15 protein-coding genes are annotated in these 19,901 nt (G+C 74.4%); 9 read left to right on the top strand and 6 right to left on the bottom strand.

The genetic code is table 11. From position 1 onward, the window contains the following. Positions 1 to 225: 225 nt before the first annotated feature. The gene (locus H4O22_RS18720) at positions 226 to 1,659 is read right to left on the bottom strand and encodes a glycoside hydrolase domain-containing protein (protein ID WP_182524814.1); all 1,434 of its coding nucleotides are present in this window, start codon (positions 1,657 to 1,659) and stop codon (positions 226 to 228) included. A 205-nt stretch (positions 1,660 to 1,864) separates the two neighbouring features. Between H4O22_RS18720 and purL the strand changes: the two genes are divergently transcribed. From purL to H4O22_RS18700, 4 genes are read left to right on the top strand one after another with little or no spacing between them, the layout of a single operon-like run. Further along, complete coding sequence (gene purL, locus H4O22_RS18715; RefSeq protein WP_182524813.1) at positions 1,865 to 4,105, top strand: phosphoribosylformylglycinamidine synthase subunit PurL; 2,241 nt, start codon at positions 1,865 to 1,867, stop codon at positions 4,103 to 4,105. A gap of 3 nt (positions 4,106 to 4,108) precedes the next feature. Further along, positions 4,109 to 4,534 carry an alternative ribosome rescue aminoacyl-tRNA hydrolase ArfB gene (gene arfB / locus H4O22_RS18710; RefSeq protein ID WP_182524812.1) on the top strand — a complete coding sequence of 142 codons (426 nt, stop codon included), beginning with the start codon at positions 4,109 to 4,111 and terminating at the stop codon, positions 4,532 to 4,534. A 23-nt stretch (positions 4,535 to 4,557) separates the two neighbouring features. Beyond that, on the top strand, positions 4,558 to 5,292 hold the full coding sequence (locus tag H4O22_RS18705) for an alpha/beta hydrolase family protein (protein ID WP_182524811.1): 735 nt from the start codon (positions 4,558 to 4,560) through the stop codon (positions 5,290 to 5,292). Positions 5,293 to 5,322: 30 nt separating this feature from the next. Continuing rightward, a complete protein-coding gene (locus H4O22_RS18700) occupies positions 5,323 to 5,754 on the top strand; it encodes an SDR family NAD(P)-dependent oxidoreductase (protein ID WP_182524810.1) in 432 nt (143 codons plus the stop codon). A gap of 82 nt (positions 5,755 to 5,836) precedes the next feature. Here H4O22_RS18700 and H4O22_RS18695 read toward each other — a convergent pair whose 3' ends face one another. Next, positions 5,837 to 7,414 carry a M28 family peptidase gene (locus H4O22_RS18695; RefSeq protein WP_182524809.1) on the bottom strand — a complete coding sequence of 526 codons (1,578 nt, stop codon included), beginning with the start codon at positions 7,412 to 7,414 and terminating at the stop codon, positions 5,837 to 5,839. 108 nt (positions 7,415 to 7,522) lie between these two features. Between H4O22_RS18695 and H4O22_RS18690 the strand changes: the two genes are divergently transcribed. Both H4O22_RS18690 and H4O22_RS18685 read left to right on the top strand, forming a co-directional pair. Beyond that, complete coding sequence (locus H4O22_RS18690) at positions 7,523 to 7,882, top strand: sterol carrier family protein (protein WP_182524808.1); 360 nt, start codon at positions 7,523 to 7,525, stop codon at positions 7,880 to 7,882. Between the two features lie 21 nt (positions 7,883 to 7,903). Beyond that, complete coding sequence (locus H4O22_RS18685; RefSeq protein ID WP_182524807.1) at positions 7,904 to 9,271, top strand: dipeptidase; 1,368 nt, start codon at positions 7,904 to 7,906, stop codon at positions 9,269 to 9,271. Positions 9,272 to 9,274: 3 nt separating this feature from the next. Here H4O22_RS18685 and H4O22_RS18680 read toward each other — a convergent pair whose 3' ends face one another. Beyond that, complete coding sequence (locus H4O22_RS18680; RefSeq protein WP_182524806.1) at positions 9,275 to 11,044, bottom strand: sensor histidine kinase; 1,770 nt, start codon at positions 11,042 to 11,044, stop codon at positions 9,275 to 9,277. Positions 11,045 to 11,172: 128 nt separating this feature from the next. On the opposite strand from H4O22_RS18680, the gene purF reads away from it, so the two are divergent. The 3 genes from purF (at position 11,173) to H4O22_RS18665 (ending at position 14,163) form a co-directional block, all read left to right on the top strand. After that, positions 11,173 to 12,726 carry an amidophosphoribosyltransferase gene (purF, locus tag H4O22_RS18675; RefSeq protein ID WP_182524805.1) on the top strand — a complete coding sequence of 518 codons (1,554 nt, stop codon included), beginning with the start codon at positions 11,173 to 11,175 and terminating at the stop codon, positions 12,724 to 12,726. Between the two features lie 23 nt (positions 12,727 to 12,749). After that, positions 12,750 to 13,835: a phosphoribosylformylglycinamidine cyclo-ligase gene (gene purM / locus H4O22_RS18670; protein ID WP_220451434.1), complete on the top strand. Its 1,086-nt coding sequence runs from the start codon at positions 12,750 to 12,752 to the stop codon at positions 13,833 to 13,835. 139 nt (positions 13,836 to 13,974) lie between these two features. Next, positions 13,975 to 14,163: a DUF3073 domain-containing protein gene (locus tag H4O22_RS18665; RefSeq protein WP_182524803.1), complete on the top strand. Its 189-nt coding sequence runs from the start codon at positions 13,975 to 13,977 to the stop codon at positions 14,161 to 14,163. A 33-nt stretch (positions 14,164 to 14,196) separates the two neighbouring features. Here the strand turns inward: H4O22_RS18665 and H4O22_RS18660 are convergent, their stop codons facing one another. The 3 genes from H4O22_RS18660 to H4O22_RS18650 all read right to left on the bottom strand — a co-directional run bounded on the left by H4O22_RS18660 (position 14,197) and on the right by H4O22_RS18650 (position 19,869). Continuing rightward, the gene (locus H4O22_RS18660; protein ID WP_182524802.1) at positions 14,197 to 15,297 is read right to left on the bottom strand and encodes a Glu/Leu/Phe/Val family dehydrogenase; all 1,101 of its coding nucleotides are present in this window, start codon (positions 15,295 to 15,297) and stop codon (positions 14,197 to 14,199) included. 115 nt (positions 15,298 to 15,412) lie between these two features. Then, entirely contained in the window at positions 15,413 to 16,672 is a 1,260-nt protein-coding gene (locus H4O22_RS18655; RefSeq protein ID WP_244963024.1) for a hypothetical protein, read from the bottom strand. Next, a complete protein-coding gene (locus H4O22_RS18650) occupies positions 16,669 to 19,869 on the bottom strand; it encodes a response regulator (protein ID WP_182524801.1) in 3,201 nt (1,066 codons plus the stop codon). Before H4O22_RS18650 ends, H4O22_RS18655 begins: the two co-directional genes overlap by 4 nt. Positions 19,870 to 19,901 lie beyond the last annotated feature (32 nt).

The raw sequence follows: 19,901 nt of genomic DNA, 5'->3' as shown, positions 1-19,901 counted from the left end.
TCGGCGTACCGGATTCTCTCGACGCGCTCCGCGCTGGCTCAACCGCCGGTGGTCGAGCAGGGACGTAGTCCCGGTGTCGAGACCCGGTGAGCTTCCTGGGGTGTTGGGTGGAGGCTGCTTGTCGGCGTACGGGGTTTCGACATCGCTCGTCGCTGGCGCTCCTCGCTGCTCAACCACCGGGGGTCGGCGCTCAGGCGGACACAAGCGCCGACTCGGCGTACCGGGTCAGCGGCGCTTGCCGAGGGCGAGCAGCCGCCAGGTGGCGGGGGTGGCGACGCCGCTGGTGGGGTGACCGACCCGCGACTGCCAGGCCTTGAGTGCCGTGGTGGTGGAGCCGGCGAAGACGCCGTTCACGCGGAGGTCCACGCCGTCCTGGGCGGCGTTGAGCGCGCGCTGCAGGCGGCGTACCCCCTCGCCGGCGGAGCCGTGCTTGAGCACCGGGGTGCTGCCCGCGGAGAGCAGCGCGATCCAGTGCCGGCGCAGGAACGCGTCGCGCACCGCGAGCCCCGCCTGCTGCTGCCACGCACGGGCGGCGGCGACGGTCTTGGGGTTGTACCTGCCGTTGAGCTTGCCGCGGTACAGGCCGCGCTCCTGGAGCAGGCACTGCAGCGCCTTCACCTGCTTCGCGCCCGGGGTGTACGTCGCGCTGGCCCGGCGGATCGGCGCGTAGCGCCGGAAGCTGACGTTCACCCCGCCGCAGCGCGACTCGCGCGCGGCGACCGAACCCTTGCCGACGTCGAGGAAGTTGCTGTCGATGTTGATGGTGACGCCGCCCCAGGTCTCGTCGTGGCCGCCGCGGTACTGCTTGACCCGGCCGCCGGGACGCCACCCGTCCTCACGGAGGTACGACGTGGAGGTGTTCGCGACGCCGTCCCAGCGCGCGATCCAGAGCCGGTCGGGGAGGACGAACTTTCCGGGGCGCGAGACGCGGGCGTCGTCGAGCGCCTTGATGCCCGAGCTGGCGCTGGAGTAGACGCCGGAGACGTAGTCGAGCGCGTGCAGCTTGCGGGTCCAGCCGCTGAGGAACTGCAGCGCCGACTCGCGGCAGTGCGTGTTGGTGTTGTCGTAGCCCTCGAGGTCGTACCAGAGCGTGCTGCCCGGGACGATGCCAAGCGCCTTCGCGTCCGCGACGGTCGAGACGGCCTCGAGCCGGCCCATCTTGCGGGCCTTGCCGTAGGTCTTGTTCTTGCCGGGGGTCGGGTCGATCCGCCGGTCGTCGTCGTACCGCGGGAACCGCGGCTGGCAGGACGCCTGCGGCCCGAGGGTGATCGGGAGCAGCCGCCAGCCCTTCGCGAGCTGGGTGCTGATCCAGGTCGGCGTGAGGTTCGGCTGGCTGCGGCAGGCGCGGGAGTCGCCGGAGATGTAGATGCCGACCGCCAGGAACGGCGAGTGGGCGAGCCAGGCGTCCATCTTCGCCTGGTCGGGGGCCAGGCACTGGTCGAACCCGTAGCCGGTGAAGTCGCCCGGCGTGGCCGGGTTCGCGGCGCGCGCGGCGACCGGTCGTACGGCGGCCTCCGTCGACGCGGTCCCGGTCTCCGCGGTGTCTGCGGTGTCTGGGGCGGACGCGACCACGACGGCCCCGGCGGTGGCGACGAGCAGGGCGCTCAGGGCGGTGGCGAGCACCGGGCGGAGGCGACGGGGGCGGGCCAGGCGGGTCATGACGGTGCTCCAGGGGAAGGCGGGGCGGGGGCCGATCCGAGTCACCATAACCCCACGAGTCACACCAGCCACAGCCTTCCTGTGAACTACAACGGTGTAGTTCAGCGCCGCGTTTCCGCAGGTCAGCGCGGTGCCCGGCACCCGCGTGACGACGGCCCCGAGACCGTGGTCGGGAGGGGTCCGCGCCGCCGGTAGATTGACCGCCGTGCTGGACACCGTCGCCGTCGCCGCCCAGGACCCCCACCGCGAGCAGCCCTGGGCCGACCTCGGCCTGAAGGCCGACGAGTACGGCGAGATCCGCGAGATCCTCGGCCGGCGCCCGACCAGCTCGGAGCTGGCGATGTACTCGGTGATGTGGAGCGAGCACTGCTCCTACAAGTCCTCCAAGGTGCACCTCAAGCAGTTCTCCGAGCTGAGCCAGGAGACGCCCGCCGGCAAGATGCTGGCCGGCATCGGCGAGAACGCCGGGGTCATCGACATCGGCCAGGGCTACGCCGTCACGTTCAAGGTCGAGTCGCACAACCACCCGTCGTACGTCGAGCCCTACCAGGGCGCCGCGACCGGCGTCGGCGGCATCGTGCGCGACATCCTGGCGATGGGCGCCCGGCCGGTCGCCGTGATGGACCCGCTGCGCTTCGGCCCGCTCGACGCCCCCGACACCCACCGGGTGCTGCCGGGGATCGTCGCGGGCGTCGGCGGCTACGGCAACTGCCTGGGCCTGCCCAACATCGGCGGCGAGGCCGTCTTCGACGAGTCCTACCTGGGCAACCCGCTGGTCAACGCGCTCTGCGTCGGCGTCCTGCGCCACGAGGACCTGCACCTCGCCAAGGCGAGCGGCGTCGGCAACCAGGTGATCCTGTACGGCGCGCGCACCGGCGGCGACGGCATCGGCGGCGTCAGCGTGCTCGCGAGCGAGACCTTCGACGCCGACGGGCCCGCCAAGCGGCCCAGCGTGCAGGTCGGCGACCCGTTCATGGAGAAGCTGCTCATCGAGTGCACCCTGGAGATCTTCGCCGCCGGCCTGGTCGCCGGCATCCAGGACCTCGGCGGCGCCGGGCTGTCCTGCGCGACCTCCGAGCTCGCGTCCGCCGGCGACGGCGGCATGCACGTCGAGCTCGACCGGGTCCCGCTGCGCGACTCCACGCTCGCGCCCGAGGAGATCCTGATGAGCGAGAGCCAGGAGCGGATGATGGCGGTCGTCGAGCCCGACGACGTCGCGGCGTTCCTCGCGATCTGCGCGAAGTGGGACGTCGAGGCGGTCGTGGTCGGCGAGGTGACCGACACCGGCCGGCTCGAGATCGACTGGCACGGCGAGCGCGTCGTCGACGTGCCCCCGCGGTCGGTGGCCCACGACGGCCCGACGTACCACCGCCCCTTCGCGCGCCCCGACTGGCAGGACGCGCTCCAGGTCGACGCCGCCGAGCGCCTCCCGCGGCCCGCGACCGGCGCGGAGCTGCTCGAGACGCTGCTGACCCTGGTCGCCTCGCCGAACCTCTGCGACAAGTCCTGGATCACCGACCAGTACGACCGCTACGTGCGCGGCAACACCGTCCTGGCCCAGCCCAGCGACAGCGGGATGGTGCGCGTCGACGAGGACACCAACCTCGGCGTGGCGGTGTCGACCGACTGCAACGGCCGCTTCGCCAAGCTCGACCCGTACGCCGGGGCGCAGCTCGCGCTCGCGGAGTCCTATCGCAACGTCGCCACCGGCGGTGCGACCCCGGTCGCGATCTCCGACTGCCTCAACTTCGGCTCGCCCGAGGACCCCGACGTGATGTGGCAGTTCGCCGAGGCCTGCCGCGGGCTCAAGGACGGGTGCGCCGAGCTCGGCGTCCCGGTCACCGGCGGCAACGTCAGCCTCTACAACCAGACCGGCGAGACCGCGATCCTCCCGACGCCGGTCGTCGCGGTGCTCGGCGTGATCGAGGACGTCACCCGCCGGACGCCGTCCGCGTGGTCGGCCGCCGGCGAGCGGCTGTTCCTGCTCGGCGAGACCCGCGAGGAGCTCTCCGGCTCGGAGTGGGCGCACGTCGTCCACGGCCACCTCGGCGGGACGCCGCCGCGCGTCGACCTCGCCGCGGAGCGCGCGCTCGCCGAGCTGCTGCACGAGGGCGTCGGCCTGCTGACCAGCGCCCACGACCTCTCCGACGGCGGGCTCGCCCAGGCGCTGGTCGAGGGCTCGCTGCGGCACCTGGTCGGCGCGACCGTCGCCGTCCCGGGCGACCCGTTCGTCGCGCTGTTCTCCGAGTCGACCGCCCGGGTGCTGGTCACGGTCGCCCCCGGCGACGAGGACGCGCTCACCGAGCTCGCCGCGCGCCACGGCGTACCCCTCACCGCGCTGGGCGCCACCGGCGGCGACAGCGTCGTCGTCGAGGGCCAGTTCACCGCGCCGCTCCTCGAGGTCCGGTCAGCGTGGATGGCGACGCTGCCCGCGGCGATGGCGTGAGGCTTGGCTGACGACCTCGTCGTCACCGGGTCGTGGGCGGTGCCCGCGGCCGAGCTGACCGAGCGGTTCTCGCGCTCGTCCGGCCCGGGCGGGCAGGGCGTGAACACGGCCGACAGCCGCGTCGAGCTGTCGTACGACGTGCTGCGGTCGCCGTCGGTGCCCGACCACCTGCGGGCCCGCGTGGCCACCCGGCTCGCGCCGCGGCTGGTCGACGGCGTGCTCACCATCGCCGCCAGCGAGCACCGCACCCAGCTCGCCAACCGCCGCGCCGCCCGGGAGCGGCTCGCGCAGCTGCTCCGCGAGGCCGCCGCGCCCCCGCCGCCGCAGCGCCGGGCGACCCGCCCGACCCGCGGCTCCAAGGAGCGCCGGCTCGCGCAGAAGAAGCGGCGCAGCGAGACCAAGCGGGGACGGCAGGGCCGGATCGACTGACCCGGCTCGGGCAGGATGGCGAGGTGCGAGCAGACGAGCGGCCGGTCCGGACGGCGTACGGCGAGGACCCGAGCCAGGTCGGCGAGCTGTCCCTCCCGGAGGGCGACCCCCGCGGCGTCGTGGTGGTGATCCACGGCGGCTTCTGGCGGGCGGCGTACGACCTCTCGCTCGGCGCCCCGCTCGCGGCCGCGCTGGCGGCGGAGGGCTGGGCCGCGTGGAACCTGGAGTACCGCCGGGTCGGCGGCGGGGGTGGCGCGCCCGAGACCCTCGACGACGTCGCTGCCGGGATCGACGCGCTCCGCGGGCTGGACCTGCCGCTGGACACCGTGGTGACCCTCGGTCACTCCGCCGGCGGCCACCTCGCGGCGTGGGCCGCGTCCCGCACCCGTCACGAGCGCTGGGCCGGCGGCGTCGAGGTCACCGCCGTCGTCTCCCAGGCCGGGGTGCTCGACCTGGTCGCCGGGCACGAGGCGGGGCTGGGCGACGGGGCGGTCGCGGCGTTCCTCGGCCACCCGCCGGGCGCCGAGGACGCGGCGTACGACCCGGCCCGGCAGCTGCCCCTCGACGTCCCGCTGTGGTGCGTGCACGGGCGCGACGACGACATCGTGCCGATCAGCCAGTCCGAGGGGTACGTCGCCGCCGCGACCGCCGCCGGCGCGCGGGCCGAGCTGGTCGCGGTCGACGGCGACCACTTCACGGTCGTCGACACCGGCTCGGCCGCCTGGGCCCGGACGCTGGCGGTCCTCGACACCCTCTAGGCGCACGGCAGCGGCCGCTAGCCTCGGGGGATGCACCTGCGCTGGAAGCTCTGCGTCGTCCTCGGCGGCGGCACCGGCGTGGGCCACGAGGTGAGCCTGCGGCTGGCGCGTGCCGGCGCCGGCGTCCTGGTCGCGGACCCCGACCTCACGCTCGCGGAGGAGACGGCCGCGGCGCTCCGCGGCAACCGGGTCTCCACCTGGTCGATCGAGGTCGACCCGGCCGACGACCGCGAGCTGGAGCTGCTCGCCGCCCGGGCGCGTGACCTCGGCGGGGCTGACCTCGTCGTCGTGACCGGCGTGACCCCTGCCCGCGGGAAGGACGTCGCCGCCGCGCTCCTGGCCGAGCCGCAGCTGGTCGGCGTGCTCGCCGACGACCAGCCCGGCGGGGACGCCCGGACCGCGATCGCGGTGGTCGACCTGCTCGGCACCGCCGACGCCGGCACGGTCGTCGTCGTCGCCTAGGCCGAGGAAGCACACCGGCCCGCGCCGGGGAGGCGCGGGCCGGTGGGTCGTGCTGGGTTGTTCTGGTCGTGCGGGGTGGGACTCAGCGCGCCACGGGGTCCCCGGGGTGCGCGTGGGCCGCGTGGCTGCTGCGGCGCGGCGTCGCCGCCGGCGGCGGCGGCTGGTGACCGGTGCGGTCCCCGTTCACGCTGCGGGTGGACCGGGCGTACTTGGTCACCGAGTGGAGGATCGCGGCGGTGTTCGCCTTGATCGCCCGCCGGCTCACGTTGCCGAGGTCGTCGCACTCCGCGTGGTAGCACTCGTCGTACGACTCGCCGGCGGTGCCGCCGAACTTCGCGGCCTGCTCCGGGGTCTTGACGCCCTCCGCGCCGGTGAACAGACCGCCGGCCGGCACGTTGAGCGCGATGAACGCGCCGTAGTCGCTACGGCCGCTGAACGGGGTCTCGTCGGAGCCGGTGCCGTACTTCTCGAAGAAGCGGTGGAAGGACCGCTCGATCGCGCCGGAGCCCTTCGGGCCGTCCGCGGCGTCCGGGCCGACCGGGTACGCCGAGTTGTTGCCGTCGTAGACCATCAGGGCGTAGTTCGGGGAGCCGACCATGTCGAAGTTGAGGTACAGGGCGATCTTCTGGAACCGCTTCGGGTTGGCGGCCGAGAGCTGCGCGACGTAGTGGTCCGACCCGAGCAGCCCGAGCTCCTCGGCGCCCCACCAGGCGAACCGGACCCGGTTGTTCGGCTTGGCCTGGCCGCCCATCGACTCGGCGACCTCGAGCAGCGCGGCGCTGCCGCTGCCGTTGTCGTTGATGCCGTTGCCGCCCAGGATGCTGTCGAGGTGCGCGCCCGCCATGACGACGTTCTTCCTGGAGCCGCGGGTCTCGGCCAGCACGTTCCAGGTGGTGCGGATCTCGGAGGCGGTGTCCGTGGCGACGTGGGCAGAGGTGCCCGCGGCGCTCAAGGCCTCGCCGGCCGCGAAGCTCGTCCCGATCGCGGGGATCTCGGTCCCCGGCCCGCCGAGGGTGCCGGCGAGGGCGTCGGTGCGACCGGCCGTGCCCTGGTTCATCACGATCACCGCGCTGGCGCCGGCCTCCTCGGCGTTGGTCACCTTGTCGGAGAACGGGCAGGTGCCGCGGCGCACCAGGGCGATGTTGCCGGCGGTGAAGCCGGCGAAGTCGGCGTCCTCGCACCCGCTGGTCGAGGTGGCGAGGTCGCCGAGCGCCAGGTCGACGCCCTGCACCGGTGCGGTGACGTCGCCGGACCCGGAGTAGGTCATCAGGACGTAGTCGGTGTCCTCGACGTAGGTCTGCTGGGTCGGGGCGGTGCGCTCGAGGGTCGAGGGGCCCAGCTGCTCGAAGTACGGGAAGTCGAACTCCTGGACCCGCGGCTCGTAGCCCGCCTTGCGCAGCTTCTTGACGACGTAGTCGCGGGAGGCGCGGTACCCGGGCGTCCCGGAGGCGCGGCCGTCGTGCCGGTCGCCGATCGCCTCGAGGCGCTGGAGGTGCTCCATCACCCCGGCGGCGGTGCCGTCGCGGTGGCGCGCGGGGGCCGTGTCGGGCCGGGCGTTGGCGGGAGACTGGACGAGCGTGGCGGCGAGGGTGAGCGCCGCGGAGGTCGAGATCAACGCGGCGGCCGTGGTACGGCGGCCGCGGAGGGTGCGACGTGGCAAGGGAGGTCCTTCCCGGAGGGCGAGACCGCGCCGGGTGGCTGCGGTGCCGGACACGGTAAGGCGGTGGGGCCGCATCCACAATGGGTCTGTCTCACTAGGCTGGCGGCGATGCCCGCCCGCCTCCGCCCCGCAGACCCCGCCGACGTGGCGGCCGCCCTCGACCGGGTCGCCGGTGGCGATCCCGAGCGCGGCGACCTGCGGCTGCTGGTCAAGCACTTCCTCGCCGTGCTGGAGGAGCGCGCACCCGGGCACTCGGTCGAGGTCCGCGTCCCGCCGTACGCCGCCGTGCAGGTGATCCCGGGCGTCCGGCACACCCGCGGCACCCCGCCCGCCGTCGTCGAGACCGACGCCGCGACCTGGATCGCGCTCGCCTCCGGCGAGCTGAGCTGGGCGGAGGCCCAGGCCGCCGGCCGGGTCCGGGCGAGCGGCGAGCGCGCCGACCTCGGGCCGTACCTGCCGCTGGGATGAGCTGTTCGTAGGCTGGTGCACATGAGCCTCCCCACCACCGACGACATCCGCACCCGGGTCCAGGCCGAGCTCCCGCGCCTGCGACGAGACCTCGAGGACCTGGTCCGGATCGAGTCGGTGAGCGCCGACCCGGCCCGCGCCGCCGAGGTCCAGCGCAGCGCCGAGGCCGTGGCCGAGCTGTTCCGGGCCGAGGGCTTCGCGAGCGTCGACATCGTGAGCGCCCGCGAGGACGGCGGCGCCCCCGCAGTGATCGCGCACAAGCCCGGGCCGGAGGGCGCGCCGACGGTGCTGCTCTACGCCCACCACGACGTGCAGCCCGAGAACGACCACGCCGAGTGGGACTCCCCGCCGTACGAGCCGACCGAGCGCGACGGCCGCCTCTACGGCCGCGGCGCGGCCGACGACAAGGCGGGCATCGCCGCCCACCTCGGCGCGCTGCGCGTGTACGGCGAGGAGCTGCCGGTCAGCGTCACGATGTTCGTCGAGGGCGAGGAGGAGGTCGGCTCCGACACCCTCCCCGAGCTGCTCGCGCAGCACCACGAGGCGCTGCGCGCCGACGTGATCGTGATCGCCGACTCCGGCAACTGGGACATCGGCGTGCCGGCGCTCACCACCAGCCTGCGCGGCCTGGTGCGCGCCGACGTCGAGGTCCGCACCCTCACCCACGCGGTGCACTCCGGCATGTGGGGCGGCCTGGTCCCCGACGCGCTGATGACGCTGAGCAGGGTGATCGCCAGCCTGCACGACGACCGGGGCGACGTCGCGGTCGCGGGGCTGCACAGCGGCCCGGCGGCCGACGTCGAGTACCCCGAGGACCGGCTGCGCGCCGAGTCCGGCGCCACCGCGGGCGTCGAGTGGATCGGCACCGGCTCGGTCGTGGAGCGGCTCTGGACCCGCCCCGCGCTGAGCATCACCGGCCTCGACGCCCCGCAGGTCGCGGGCGCATCCAACACGCTGGTGCCCACGGCCCGCTGCCGGGTGAGCATGCGGGTCGCGCCCGGCGACACCACCGCGAACGGCGTCGAGTGCCTGCGCCGCCACCTCGAGGCGCACGTGCCGTGGGGCGCGGAGCTCACGTTCACCGTCGTCGACACCGGTGAGGCGACCGCGATCGACGCGACCGGCCCGGCGTACGACGCGGCGCGGTCGGCGTTCACCGAGGCCTGGGACGGCACCGCGCCGGTCGACATGGGCGTCGGCGGGTCGATCCCCTTCATCGCGGAGTTCCTCGAGGCGTTCCCGGAGGCCAGCGTGCTGGTGACCGGCGTCGAGGACCCCGACACCCGCGCCCACGGCGCCAACGAGGGTCTGCACCTCGCGGAGTTCGAGCGGGTCGTGCTGGCCGAGGCGCTGCTGCTGCGCAACCTCGCGCCGGAGGCGTCCCGGTAGGGCTCAGGTCGCGGCCGGGAGCAGCACCCGGAAGGTGCTGCCCAGCCCGAGCTCGGACTCCAGCTCGATCCGGCCGCCGTGCCGGTCGACGATCCGGCGCACGATCGCCAGACCGAGGCCGGTGCCGGGCTGGGCGACGGCGAGCGGGTTGGAGGACCGGAAGAACTCCGTGAAGAGCTGCTCCTGGTCCTCCGGGCAGATGCCCAGGCCCTCGTCGGCGCAGACCAGCTCGACCTCGTCGCCGACGCGGGCGAGCGACACCCGCACCTTGCCGCCCTCGGGGGTGTACTTCAGCGCGTTGCTCACCAGGTTGGAGACGACCCGGTCGAGCTCGTCGGCGTCACCGAGCGCGAGCGGGTGGTCGACGACCGAGACGGACACGGTGAGGTGGCGGCGCTCGGCCTCCACCGCGGTCAGCTCGACCACGTCGTCGACGATCGAGCGGAGGTTCACCGGGCGCGGGATGATCGGGTTGTCGGGGTCGCCGACCTTCGAGAGCAGCAGCAGGTCGTCGACGACCCGTCCGAGCCGCCGGGCGCCCCGCTCCATCGCGGTGAGCGAGCGCTGCACCGGGACCGGCAGCCCCTCGACCGACTCCAGGATCTCGAGGTGGCCGAGGATCGAGGTCAGCGGGTTCTTCAGCTCGTGCGAGACGGTCGCGATCAGCTGGCTCTTGTAGGTGTCGAGCGCCTGGAGCTGCTTGACCAGCCGGTGCTCGCGCTCGTAGGCCCGCACGTTGAGGATCGCGCCGCCCAGGTCGCGACCGACGTCGAGGGCGGCCGCCGCCTCGGTGTCGCTCCACTCGCGGCCGCGGATCGGGCGGGTGAGCACCAGGTTGCCCAGGCACTCGTGGCCGGCCCCGATCGGCACGAACAGCAGGGAGCCGACCTCGATGACCGCCAGGAAGTCGAGGGTCTCCTGCCGCTGCTCGGGGGTGAGGTAGTCCAGCGTGCGGTCGGCCGCGATCACGGTCGCGGACTGGTCGCGCCACAGCGCGCGCGCGTTCACCTCGGCGAGCTGGATGAGGGACGGCGGCAGCACCACCTCGGCGCCGTGGGTGGAGTAGACGCTGCCGGTGCCGAGACCGTCCTCGTCGAAGGTCTGGATCCACATGCCGAGGGCGCGGAAGCCCTCGGTCAGCGCGGTGTGCGAGAGCTCGAGGATGCGGTCCAGGGAGCGCTGGCCGGAGGCCTGCCGGACGATGCGGCGGGCGGTGTCGGCGAGCCGGACCTGCTCGGCGAGCTCCTCGCGCTCGAGCGTCGTGACGACGGCGCGGGCCGCCTGCGCGGCGTACTTCTCCAGCACCCGGCGCTGCATGGGCCCCGGCCGCCGGCCGTCGACCGGCATGTCGATCGACAGGCTCCCGCGGAGGTTGCCCTCGTGGTCGCGCAGCGGCGCGACGAGCAGGTCCATCGGGTGCCAGGCGTCCTCGGCGTCGAGCGGCTCGATGTCGGGGACCCAGCCCCACTCGCCGGCGTCGGTGTCCATCCGCTCGTGCGGCACGAACTTCCACAGGCCCCAGTTGTCGGCCTTGTCCAGCTCGCCCAGCAGGCTGGCGATCGGCGTCCGGACGCCCTCAAGCTGCAGCCGGGCCTCGTCGCTCCCGGCGACCGCCATCACCTGCATCTGGCCGTCGTCGCGGGCCACGCTGAGCGCGGCCACGCCGAACCCGGCGATGTCGGTCACGCCCTCGGCGATCAGCTGGAGCGCGTGGTCGCTCGGTCCGCCGACGACGGCCGGGCGTCCCGGCACGTCAGTGGGCGGTCCGGACATGGGGGGCTCCAGTTTTCGCGGGGGGTGGGGGGCAAGCAATGCTACGGCCGACCGGGGGGTCCGCACCGGCTTTCCCATCGGCTGCTCGGCGGTCGGGTTGAGCGGTCGGGGTCCACTAGACTCCGTGCGTGCCCTACCTCAGCAGCAGCGGCAGCTCACGCAGGGGCGGTGACGGCCGGCTCACGGCGGCACTCGACCCCCACGACCAGGGCCCTCAGGACGCCTGCGGTGTCTTCGGGGTCTGGGCGCCGGGGGAGGAGGTCGCCAAGCTGACCTACTTCGGACTCTACGCGCTCCAGCACCGCGGCCAGGAGTCCGCCGGCATCGCCGTCTCCAACGGACGGCAGATCCTGGTCTACAAGGACATGGGCCTGGTCTCGCAGGTCTTCGACGAGACCACGCTGGCCTCGCTGCGCGGGCACGTCGCGGTCGGCCACTGCCGCTACTCGACGACCGGCGCGAGCACCTGGGAGAACGCCCAGCCGACGTTCCGGCCGACCGTCGACGGGTCGATCGCCCTGGGCCACAACGGCAACCTGATCAACACCCACGCGCTGGCCCGGATGGTCGAGGAGCTCCCCGGCCCCGATGACGAGCTCGACCTGCACACCCGACCGGTCGAGACCTCCACCAACGACACCGGCCTGGTCACGGCGCTGCTCGCCCACCACCCGGACACGACCCTGGAGCAGCGGGCCCTCGAGGTGCTGCCGCTGCTGCGCGGCGCGTTCTGCTTCGTGTGGATGAACGAGAACACCCTGTACGCCGCGCGCGACCCGCAGGGCATCCGCCCGCTGGTCCTGGGCCGCCTCGACCGCGGCTGGGTGGTCGCGTCCGAGGACGCCGCGCTGGCCACGATCGGCGCCAGCGTGGTCCGCGAGGTCGAGCCCGGCGAGATGCTGGTCATCGACGAGCAGGGGCTGCGCTCCCACCGGTTCGCGGAGCCCGCGCGCAAGGGCTGCGTCTTCGAGTACGTCTACCTCGCTCGCCCCGACGCGACCATCAGCGGCCGCAGCGTCCACGAGTCGCGGGTCGAGATGGGCCGCCAGCTCGCCCGGGAGTTCCCCGTCGAGGCCGACCTGGTGATCCCGGTGCCGGAGTCCGGCACCCCCGCCGCCGCCGGGTACGCCGAGGAGAGCGGCATCCCGTTCGGCCAGGGCTTCGTGAAGAACGCCTACGTCGGCCGCACCTTCATCCAGCCCAGCCAGACGTTGCGCCAGCTCGGCATCCGGCTCAAGCTCAACGCCCTGGACCACATGATCCGCGGCAAGCGGATCGTGGTGGTCGACGACTCGATCGTGCGCGGCAACACCCAGCGCGCCCAGGTGCGGATGCTCCGCGAGGCGGGCGCCCGCGAGGTGCACGTGCGGATCTCCAGCCCGCCGGTGAAGTGGCCGTGCTTCTACGGCATCGACTTCGCCACCCGCGCCGAGCTGATCGCCAACGGGCTCACCCCCGAGGAGATCGCCGCCAGCGTCGGCGCCGACACCCTCGGCTACATCTCCCTCGAGGGGATGGTCGACTCGACCCGGCAGGCCCCCGAGTCGCTGTGCCAGGCGTGCTTCACCGGTGAGTACCCCATCGCCCTGCCGGACGCCTCGATGCTCGGCAAGCACCTGCTCGAGGCCACCCTGGCCTCGCCCGCGCTCGGTCGCGAGCTGCCCGTGCTCAACAACCCGTGAGGACCCCGCCCGTGAGCCAGCCCGTGTCCGAGCCCAACGCGTACGCCGCCGCCGGCGTCGACATCCACGCCGCCGACCGGGCCGTCGACCTGATGCGCACCTGGGTCGAGAAGGCGCGCCGTCCGGAGATGATCGGGGGGATCGGCGGCTTCGCGGGGCTCTTCGACGCCTCGTTCCTCACGACGTACAAGCGCCCGCTCCTCGCGACGTCCACCGACGGGGTCGGCACCAAGGTCGCGATCGCGCAGGCCATGGACGTGCACGACACCATCGGCTTCGACCTGGTGGGCATGGTGGTCGACGACCTGGTCGTGTGCGGCGCGGAGCCGCTGTTCATGACCGACTACATCGCCACCGGCAAGGTCGTGCCCGAGCGGATCGCCGCGATCGTCAAGGGCATCGCCGAGGCGTGCGTGGAGGCCGGCTGCGCCCTGGTGGGCGGCGAGACCGCCGAGCACCCCGGCCTGCTCGGCCCCGACGAGTACGACGTGGCCGGCGCGACCACCGGCGTGGTGGAGGCCGACCGGCTGCTCGGCCCGGCCCGGGTCCGTCCCGGCGACGTCGTCGTGGCGATGGCGGCCAGCGGGCTGCACTCCAACGGCTACTCCCTGGTGCGCCACGTGCTGCTGGAGAAGGCGGGCTGGGCGCTGGACCGCAACGTCCCCGAGCTGGGCGGCCCGCTCGGCGAGGAGCTGCTGACCCCGACCCGGATCTACGCCAAGGCCTGCCTGGCGCTCGCCGACGCCACCGCGACCCACGCGATGTCCCACGTCACCGGTGGCGGGCTCGCCGCCAACCTGGAGCGGGTGCTGCCCGTCGAGCTCACCGCGACGCTGGACCGCGCGACCTGGACCCCGCAGCCGATCTTCGACCTGGTGCGCCGGGTCGGCGACGTCTCGCAGCCCGACCTGGAGATGACGCTCAACTGCGGCGTCGGCATGGTGGCGCTGATGCCCGAGGGCGACGTCGACGCGGCGGTCCGCCTGCTGGACGGGTTCGGCATCCGCGCGTGGGCGGCCGGGCGGGTCACCGAGGCCGGCACCGAGACCACCGGATCCGCGTCCGAGGGCGGCCGGGTGCGGCTCGTGGGGCAGCACCCGGGCTGGTGAGATCCGGCTCGGGGAGCCGGTTGCGCCTCCTGGTGTGCGGGAACACCCGGCGAACAGGTAGCGTTGCGCCCACGGAGATTTTCTAGGAGACAGCCCGGGAGCCACTGTGCCCCGGCCAACGTGCGAGGGGGCTGACCCTATGGGGCGCGGCCGAGCGAAGGCAAAGCAGACGAAGGTCGCTCGCGACCTGAAGTACCGGACTCACGAGACGGACTTCGGGAAGCTGGCGCAGGAGCTGCACGGCGGGGAGGACCCTGCCGAGACCGACCCTGTGGACCCGGAGGTCCTCGAGAAGTGGTCGGACTACACCGAACCCCAGCGAGACTGACCCCGCGCGACTGACCCCGCCCGCGGCGCGGGCCTAGCCGACCCAGATCCCTCGCAGCCGGCCCACGTCGCGCATCCTCGCCTCGGCGAGCCGGTCCGCGGCGTGCGCGGGGGGCACGCCGTCCCGGACGGCGCGCTCCAGCACCTCGCGGGTCGTCTCGAAGATGCGGCCGGCGCGCTGCTGGGCGCGCTCGAAGCTCGGGCCGGCGGGGTGGAGCTCGTCGGCGACCTGGACCAGGCCGCCGGCGTTCACGCAGTAGTCGGGCGCGTAGAGGACGCCGCGGTCGGCGAGCGTCTTCTCGATGCCCGGGTGGGCGAGCTGGTTGTTGGCGGCGCCGCAGACGACCCGGGCGCTGAGGGCCTCGACCACCTCGTCGTCCAGCGCGCCGCCGAGCGCGCACGGGGCGTAGACGTCGAGCGTCGAGGCGACCAGCTCCGCGGCCGAGGCCACGGCGCGGACGCCGGGGTGCTCGTCGCGCACCCGGTCCAGCGCCGGCTGCCAGACGTCGGTCACGACCACGTCGGCGCCGTCCTCGACCAGGTGACGCACCAGGTGGCGACCGACCTTGCCGACGCCGGCGACGCCGACGGTGCGACCGGCCAGCGAGTCGGTGCCCCAGGTGGCCTCGGCCGCGGCCCGCATGCCCTGGAACACGCCGTACGCCGTGAGCACCGAGCTGTCCCCGGCGCCGCCGGCCGCGACGGTGCGGCCGGTGACGTAGTCGCTCTCCCGGGCGACGAGGTCCATGTCCGCCGAGGTCGTGCCCACGTCGCAGGCGGTGCGGTAGCGGCCGCCGAGCGACTGCACGAACCGCCCGTACGCCCGCAGCAGCGCCTCGGTCTTGAGCGTGCGCGGGTCGCCGATGATCACGGCCTTGCCGCCGCCGAGGTCGAGCCCGGCGAGCGCGGCCTTGTAGGACATGCCGCGCGCGAGGTCGAGGACGTCGCGCAGGGCGGCGTCGGTCGAGGGGTAGGGGTGGAAGCGGGTGCCGCCGAGCGCGGGCCCGAGGGCGGTGGAGTGGATGGCGACGATCGCGCGGAGGCCGGTCGCGGGGTCGTGGGCGAAGACGACCTGCTCGTGGTCGGGACCGAGCTCGAACACGTCGCTCGGGGTCGCGGGGGTGGGAACGGTCATGGTGGTGTCCGCCTTCGGGTGAGCCACGGGGTGGGTGGCGCGCAGGGTCGGCCCGCAGGGGTGGCGCGGGTCACATCCCAGGCTAGGTGACGGCGCCGGACGCCGGACGCCGGCCTCAGCGCGCGCGCATCACCACGAGGTCGCCGTGCGTGCCGTACCCGGTCAGCGGGCCGCCGTACGGCGTGCCGTCGAAGGTGACCAGCAGCCGCCCGCCGCTCTCGCCGTCCGGCTCGACCACCGTGGGCCACGGGATGTTGCTCGGGTACGGCGCGGCCAGGCGCCCCACGCGGGTGAGCGCCAGGTCGTAGACCGGGTACTCCGCGCGCCGCCGGTCGCTGGCGAGCACGCGCCACTCCGCCCCCACCCGGTGCAGCGTGGTGCCCTCGCAGCTGCGGCGGGTCCGGTCGGCGCCCAGCAGCCCCAGCTCGTCCAGCGACGGGCCGCCCGCGAGCACGGGGTGGAAGCTGAAGTAGCGGCGGGCGCTGACGTAGCCGACCAGCCACCCCTCGTCGGTCCGCACCAGGTGCGGGTCCCAGACCCCCACCGAGGTCAGCCCGCCGGTGGGCAGCGGCAGCACCCGGGCGTCGAGGACGTGCCGGCCGGTCAGCAGGTCGCCGGAGCTCTCCGCGAGCAGCACGCGCACCGGCCGCCGCCGGTCGAAGTCGCCCCACGAGCTGGTCGCCACCAGCCAGCGACCCTCGTCGCGGACCAGGTGGGTGGCGTGGTCCCCGTGCACGCCGGGGGCGCCGCCCGGGCCGCCGGGGCGGCGGAAGAAGAGGTCCGCGCGGTGCGCGAGGTCGAGGCTGTCGGGATCGAGGCTCCAGACCGAGGTGTGCGCGGTCGCGAAGAACCCGGGGCCGGCGCTGGTGGCGGTGAGCAGCACCAGCCGGCCGAGCCGGTACGGCGACCCGTCGGTGTGGGTGACCAGCCGGACGTCGCGCAGCCCGAGCTGGCCGAACCCGCCGGCCGGACCGCCGTCGGTGCGCAGGTCGGCGAGCAGCGCCTCGTCGCGCACGTCGACCCGCCCCTCGAGGTCCACCCGGCCGCGCGCGACCCACTGGCCCGCCTCGTGGGTGAGCACGGTGGCCTGCGACCCGGTGAGCGCCAGCCCGAGCCCGTCGACGGGGCCGGCGGCGCGGTGGTGGCGCCGGCTGCGGTGCTCGGTGCGCCGGCCGGCGGTGGCGACGGTCAGGCCGGCGCCCCCGTCGTACCAGGCGGTCAGCTCGAGGTCGCCCGCCGCGATGGTGAGCGGGCCGTCGCCGGTGACCGCGACGTACGGCGCGCCCGAGTAGTCGCCCGCGTGGTCGCCGGGGACCACGAGGTCGACCGGGCGGTGCCGGGCGACGACCTCGAAGCGGTCGTCGAGCAGGCTCACGCGGTCGCGTCCCGCAGCGCGACCACCGCGCGGGCGACCTCGCGGCGCAGGTCGGCCATCATCGGCTCGGTGCCGCGGGTGCTGCCGCCCTCGGCGTGCGCCTCGACCCGGGCGGCGGCCGCGGCGACGAGCGGCAGCCCCAGGTTCAGCGCGCTGCCCTTGACCAGGTGCGCGGAGCTGAACGCGCGGGTGGCGTCGCGGGCGTCGATGGCGTCCTGGATGGCGCCGAGCTGCTCGCCGATCCGGCCGGTGAACGACGCCGCGGTGCGCTCGAAGAAGCTGACGCCGTCCTTGCGCAGCTCGTCGAGCATCCGCACCCGCGCGGGGTCGAGCACGACGCCGACGACCGGGGTCTCCACGGTGTCGAGGCCGTCCTGCGGGTCCGGCGCCGGGCCGACGCCGGCCTGCGGCCCCGTCCAGCGGCGTACGACGCGCGTGAGCACCGCGGCGTCGACCGGCTTGGTGAGGAAGTCGTCCATCCCGGCGGCGAGGCAGCGCTCGCGCTCGCCCTCCAGCGCGGAGGCGGTCATCGCGATGATCGGCACCCGGCGCCCGTCCGGCTCGGCGGCGCGGATCGCGCGGGTGGCGTCGTACCCGTCCATCCGGGGCATCCGGCAGTCCATCAGCACCGCGGCGTACGGGTGGTCGCCGGAGAGCATGGACACGGCCTCGACGCCGTCGCCCGCCACGGCGACCTCGGCGCCGAGGCTCTCGAGCAGGCCGGTGGCGACCAGCTGGTTGACGGGGTTGTCCTCCACGACGAGCACGGTGATCCCGAGGCGCGGTGCCGTGGCCCGGGGATCCAGCGCCCGGCGGCCGGAGCGGCCGGCGGGGGTGGAGGTGCCGCGTGCCAGTGTCGCGACCAGGACGTCGTGCAGCTCGCCGTGCCGCACCGGCTTGCTGAGCGCGCCGTCCGCGTCGGCCTGGGCGATCGCGCGGGTGCCGACGGAGTGGTCGGAGGAGAGCATCAGCAGCCGGGTCGCCCCGAGGGACGGGTCCGCGCGCACCCAGCGGGCCAGCTCGACCCCGTCGGTGCCGGGCATCACGACGTCGAGGAGCGCCAGGGCGAAGGGCCGCTGCTGACGGGCGGCCTCGCGCAGGGAGGCCAGGGCGGCCTCGGCGCCGGCCACCGCCTCCGGCTCCGCCTCCCAGGCCCGCAGCTGCTCGGTGAGGATGTACCGGTTGGTCTCGTTGTCGTCGACGACCAGCACCCGCGTGCCGCGCAGCGAGGGCAGCGTCGCGGGGGCGCGGTACGCCGGGGTCGCGGCCCGGCCGAAGCGGGCGGTGAAGCTGAACGTGCTCCCGACCCCCGGCTCGCTCTCGATCTCGATCGTCCCGCCGAGCGCTGCGACGAGCTGCTGGGAGATGGCCAGGCCGAGGCCGGTGCCGCCGTGCCGGCGGGTGGTGGACGGGTCGGCCTGGGTGAAGGCGTCGAAGAGCGACGGGACGACCTCCGCGGGGATGCCGACGCCGGTGTCGCGGACCTCGACCCGCAGCACGACCTGGTCGCCGTCGTCCTCCACGACCGACCCCCGCACGACGACCTCGCCCTGCGGGGTGAACTTCACGGCGTTCGAGCCGAGGTTGGTGACGACCTGGCCGAAGCGGGTGGCGTCGCCGCGCAGGAACGCCGGGACGTCGGGGTGGCACGCGACGACCAGCTCCAGGCCCTGGGTGTGCGCGGGCCCGGAGAGCACCCCGGCGACCTGGTCGAAGACCGCCCGGACGTCGAAGTCGGCCTCCTCGAGCTCGAGCCGGCCGGCCTCGATCTTCGAGAGGTCGAGGATGTCGTTGATGATCTCGAGCAGGGTGAGCCCGGCGCTCTGCACGCCCTCGGAGAGCCGGCGCTGGCGGTCGTCGAGCTCGGTGCGCAGCAGCAGCTCGTTGAGGCCGATCACGCCGTTCATCGGGGTGCGGATCTCGTGGCTCATCGTGGCCAGGAACTCCGACTTCAGCCGGGACGCCTCCATCGCCTGGTCGCGCGCCTCGGCGAGCTCGGCCGCGGCCCGCTCGCGCTCGGCGACGGTGCCGAGCTGGCGGGCGACCTGCTCGAGCAGCTCGCGGGAGACCGGGTCCGGGGGCCGCTCGTCGGAGAGCAGCACGGCGACGGCCACGACCTCGCCCGAGGCCTGGAGCGGCAGCGCGACCATCGACTGGTCCTCGCCGATCCCCTCGGGGGTGCCGACGGTGAGGGCGCCGGTGCGGGCCGCCTCGTGCACGAGGGACTCCTCGACCGCAGCCGTCGTCTCGAAGGACATCACCTGCGTCGGCGCGCCGTCCCGCACGTCGTACATCGCGACCGGCTGCCAGCGGGGGGCGACGGTGGTGAGCCCGTCCGCGGTGAGCGCCGCCGCCTCGAACAGGGAGGTGGCGCGGTTGGAGACCTCGGCGACCCGCTGGAGCAGGTGCAGGCGCCGGGTCGCCTCCTGGACCTGCTCGTCGGCGGTCTTCAGGTCGGTGATGTCCTGGATGGTGCCGCTGATCAGGAGCGGCAGGCCCTCGGCGTCCCGCTGGGCCACCCCGAGCCCCCGGACCCACCGGACCTCACCCGAGGGCAGGAGCACCCGGGCCTCCCAGGTGGACTCCTCGTGCCCCGCGAGCGCCGCGTCGGCGATCGCGCGCACGCGCTCGCGGTCGTCGGGGTGCAGGACGGTGTGGAAGCTCTCCCGGGTGACCTCGAAGGTGGCCGGGTCGGCCCCGAGGATCCCGTACAGCGCGTCGGACCAGGTGATCGTGCCGTCCCGGGGGTCCCACAGCCAGCTGCCCAGCCGGGCGATCTCCTGGGACTGGGTCAGCTGCTGCTCCCGCTCGCGGAGCGTCTCGACGAGCTCCTTGCGCTCGGTGTACGGCGTGATCCGGTGCAGCCACCCGATCACCCCGCCGTCGTCGTCGGGCACCGGGCTCCAGCTGACCAGCCCCCACACCGTGCTGCCGTCGGCCCGGTTGAAGCGGGTCTCGACGTTCTCGCGGCCGGGTCGGCCGGCGGCGAGCTCGCGGAGGTGCTCGGTCATCGTGGTGCCCTCGGCCTCGACGTCGACGGCGCCGAGGTCGAGCGCGGTCAGCTCAGCGGGCTCGAGGCCGAGGATCGCGGCCATCCGGTCGTTGGCGTACACGGTCCGTCCGCGCGCGTCGATGATCCACAGCCCATCGGTGCTGGCCTCGATCATCCGACGGAACAGGTCGGGGGGTTGCCTCATGCACGCGCCTCCTCCCACCAGTCTCCACCCTC

This window comes from Nocardioides dongkuii (genome assembly GCF_014127485.1).
GTDB classification, from domain to species: Bacteria; Actinomycetota; Actinomycetes; order Propionibacteriales; family Nocardioidaceae; genus Nocardioides; species Nocardioides dongkuii.
Note: the sequence above shows the minus strand (reverse complement) of the source record. Positions and strands in the feature narration are given on the sequence as shown.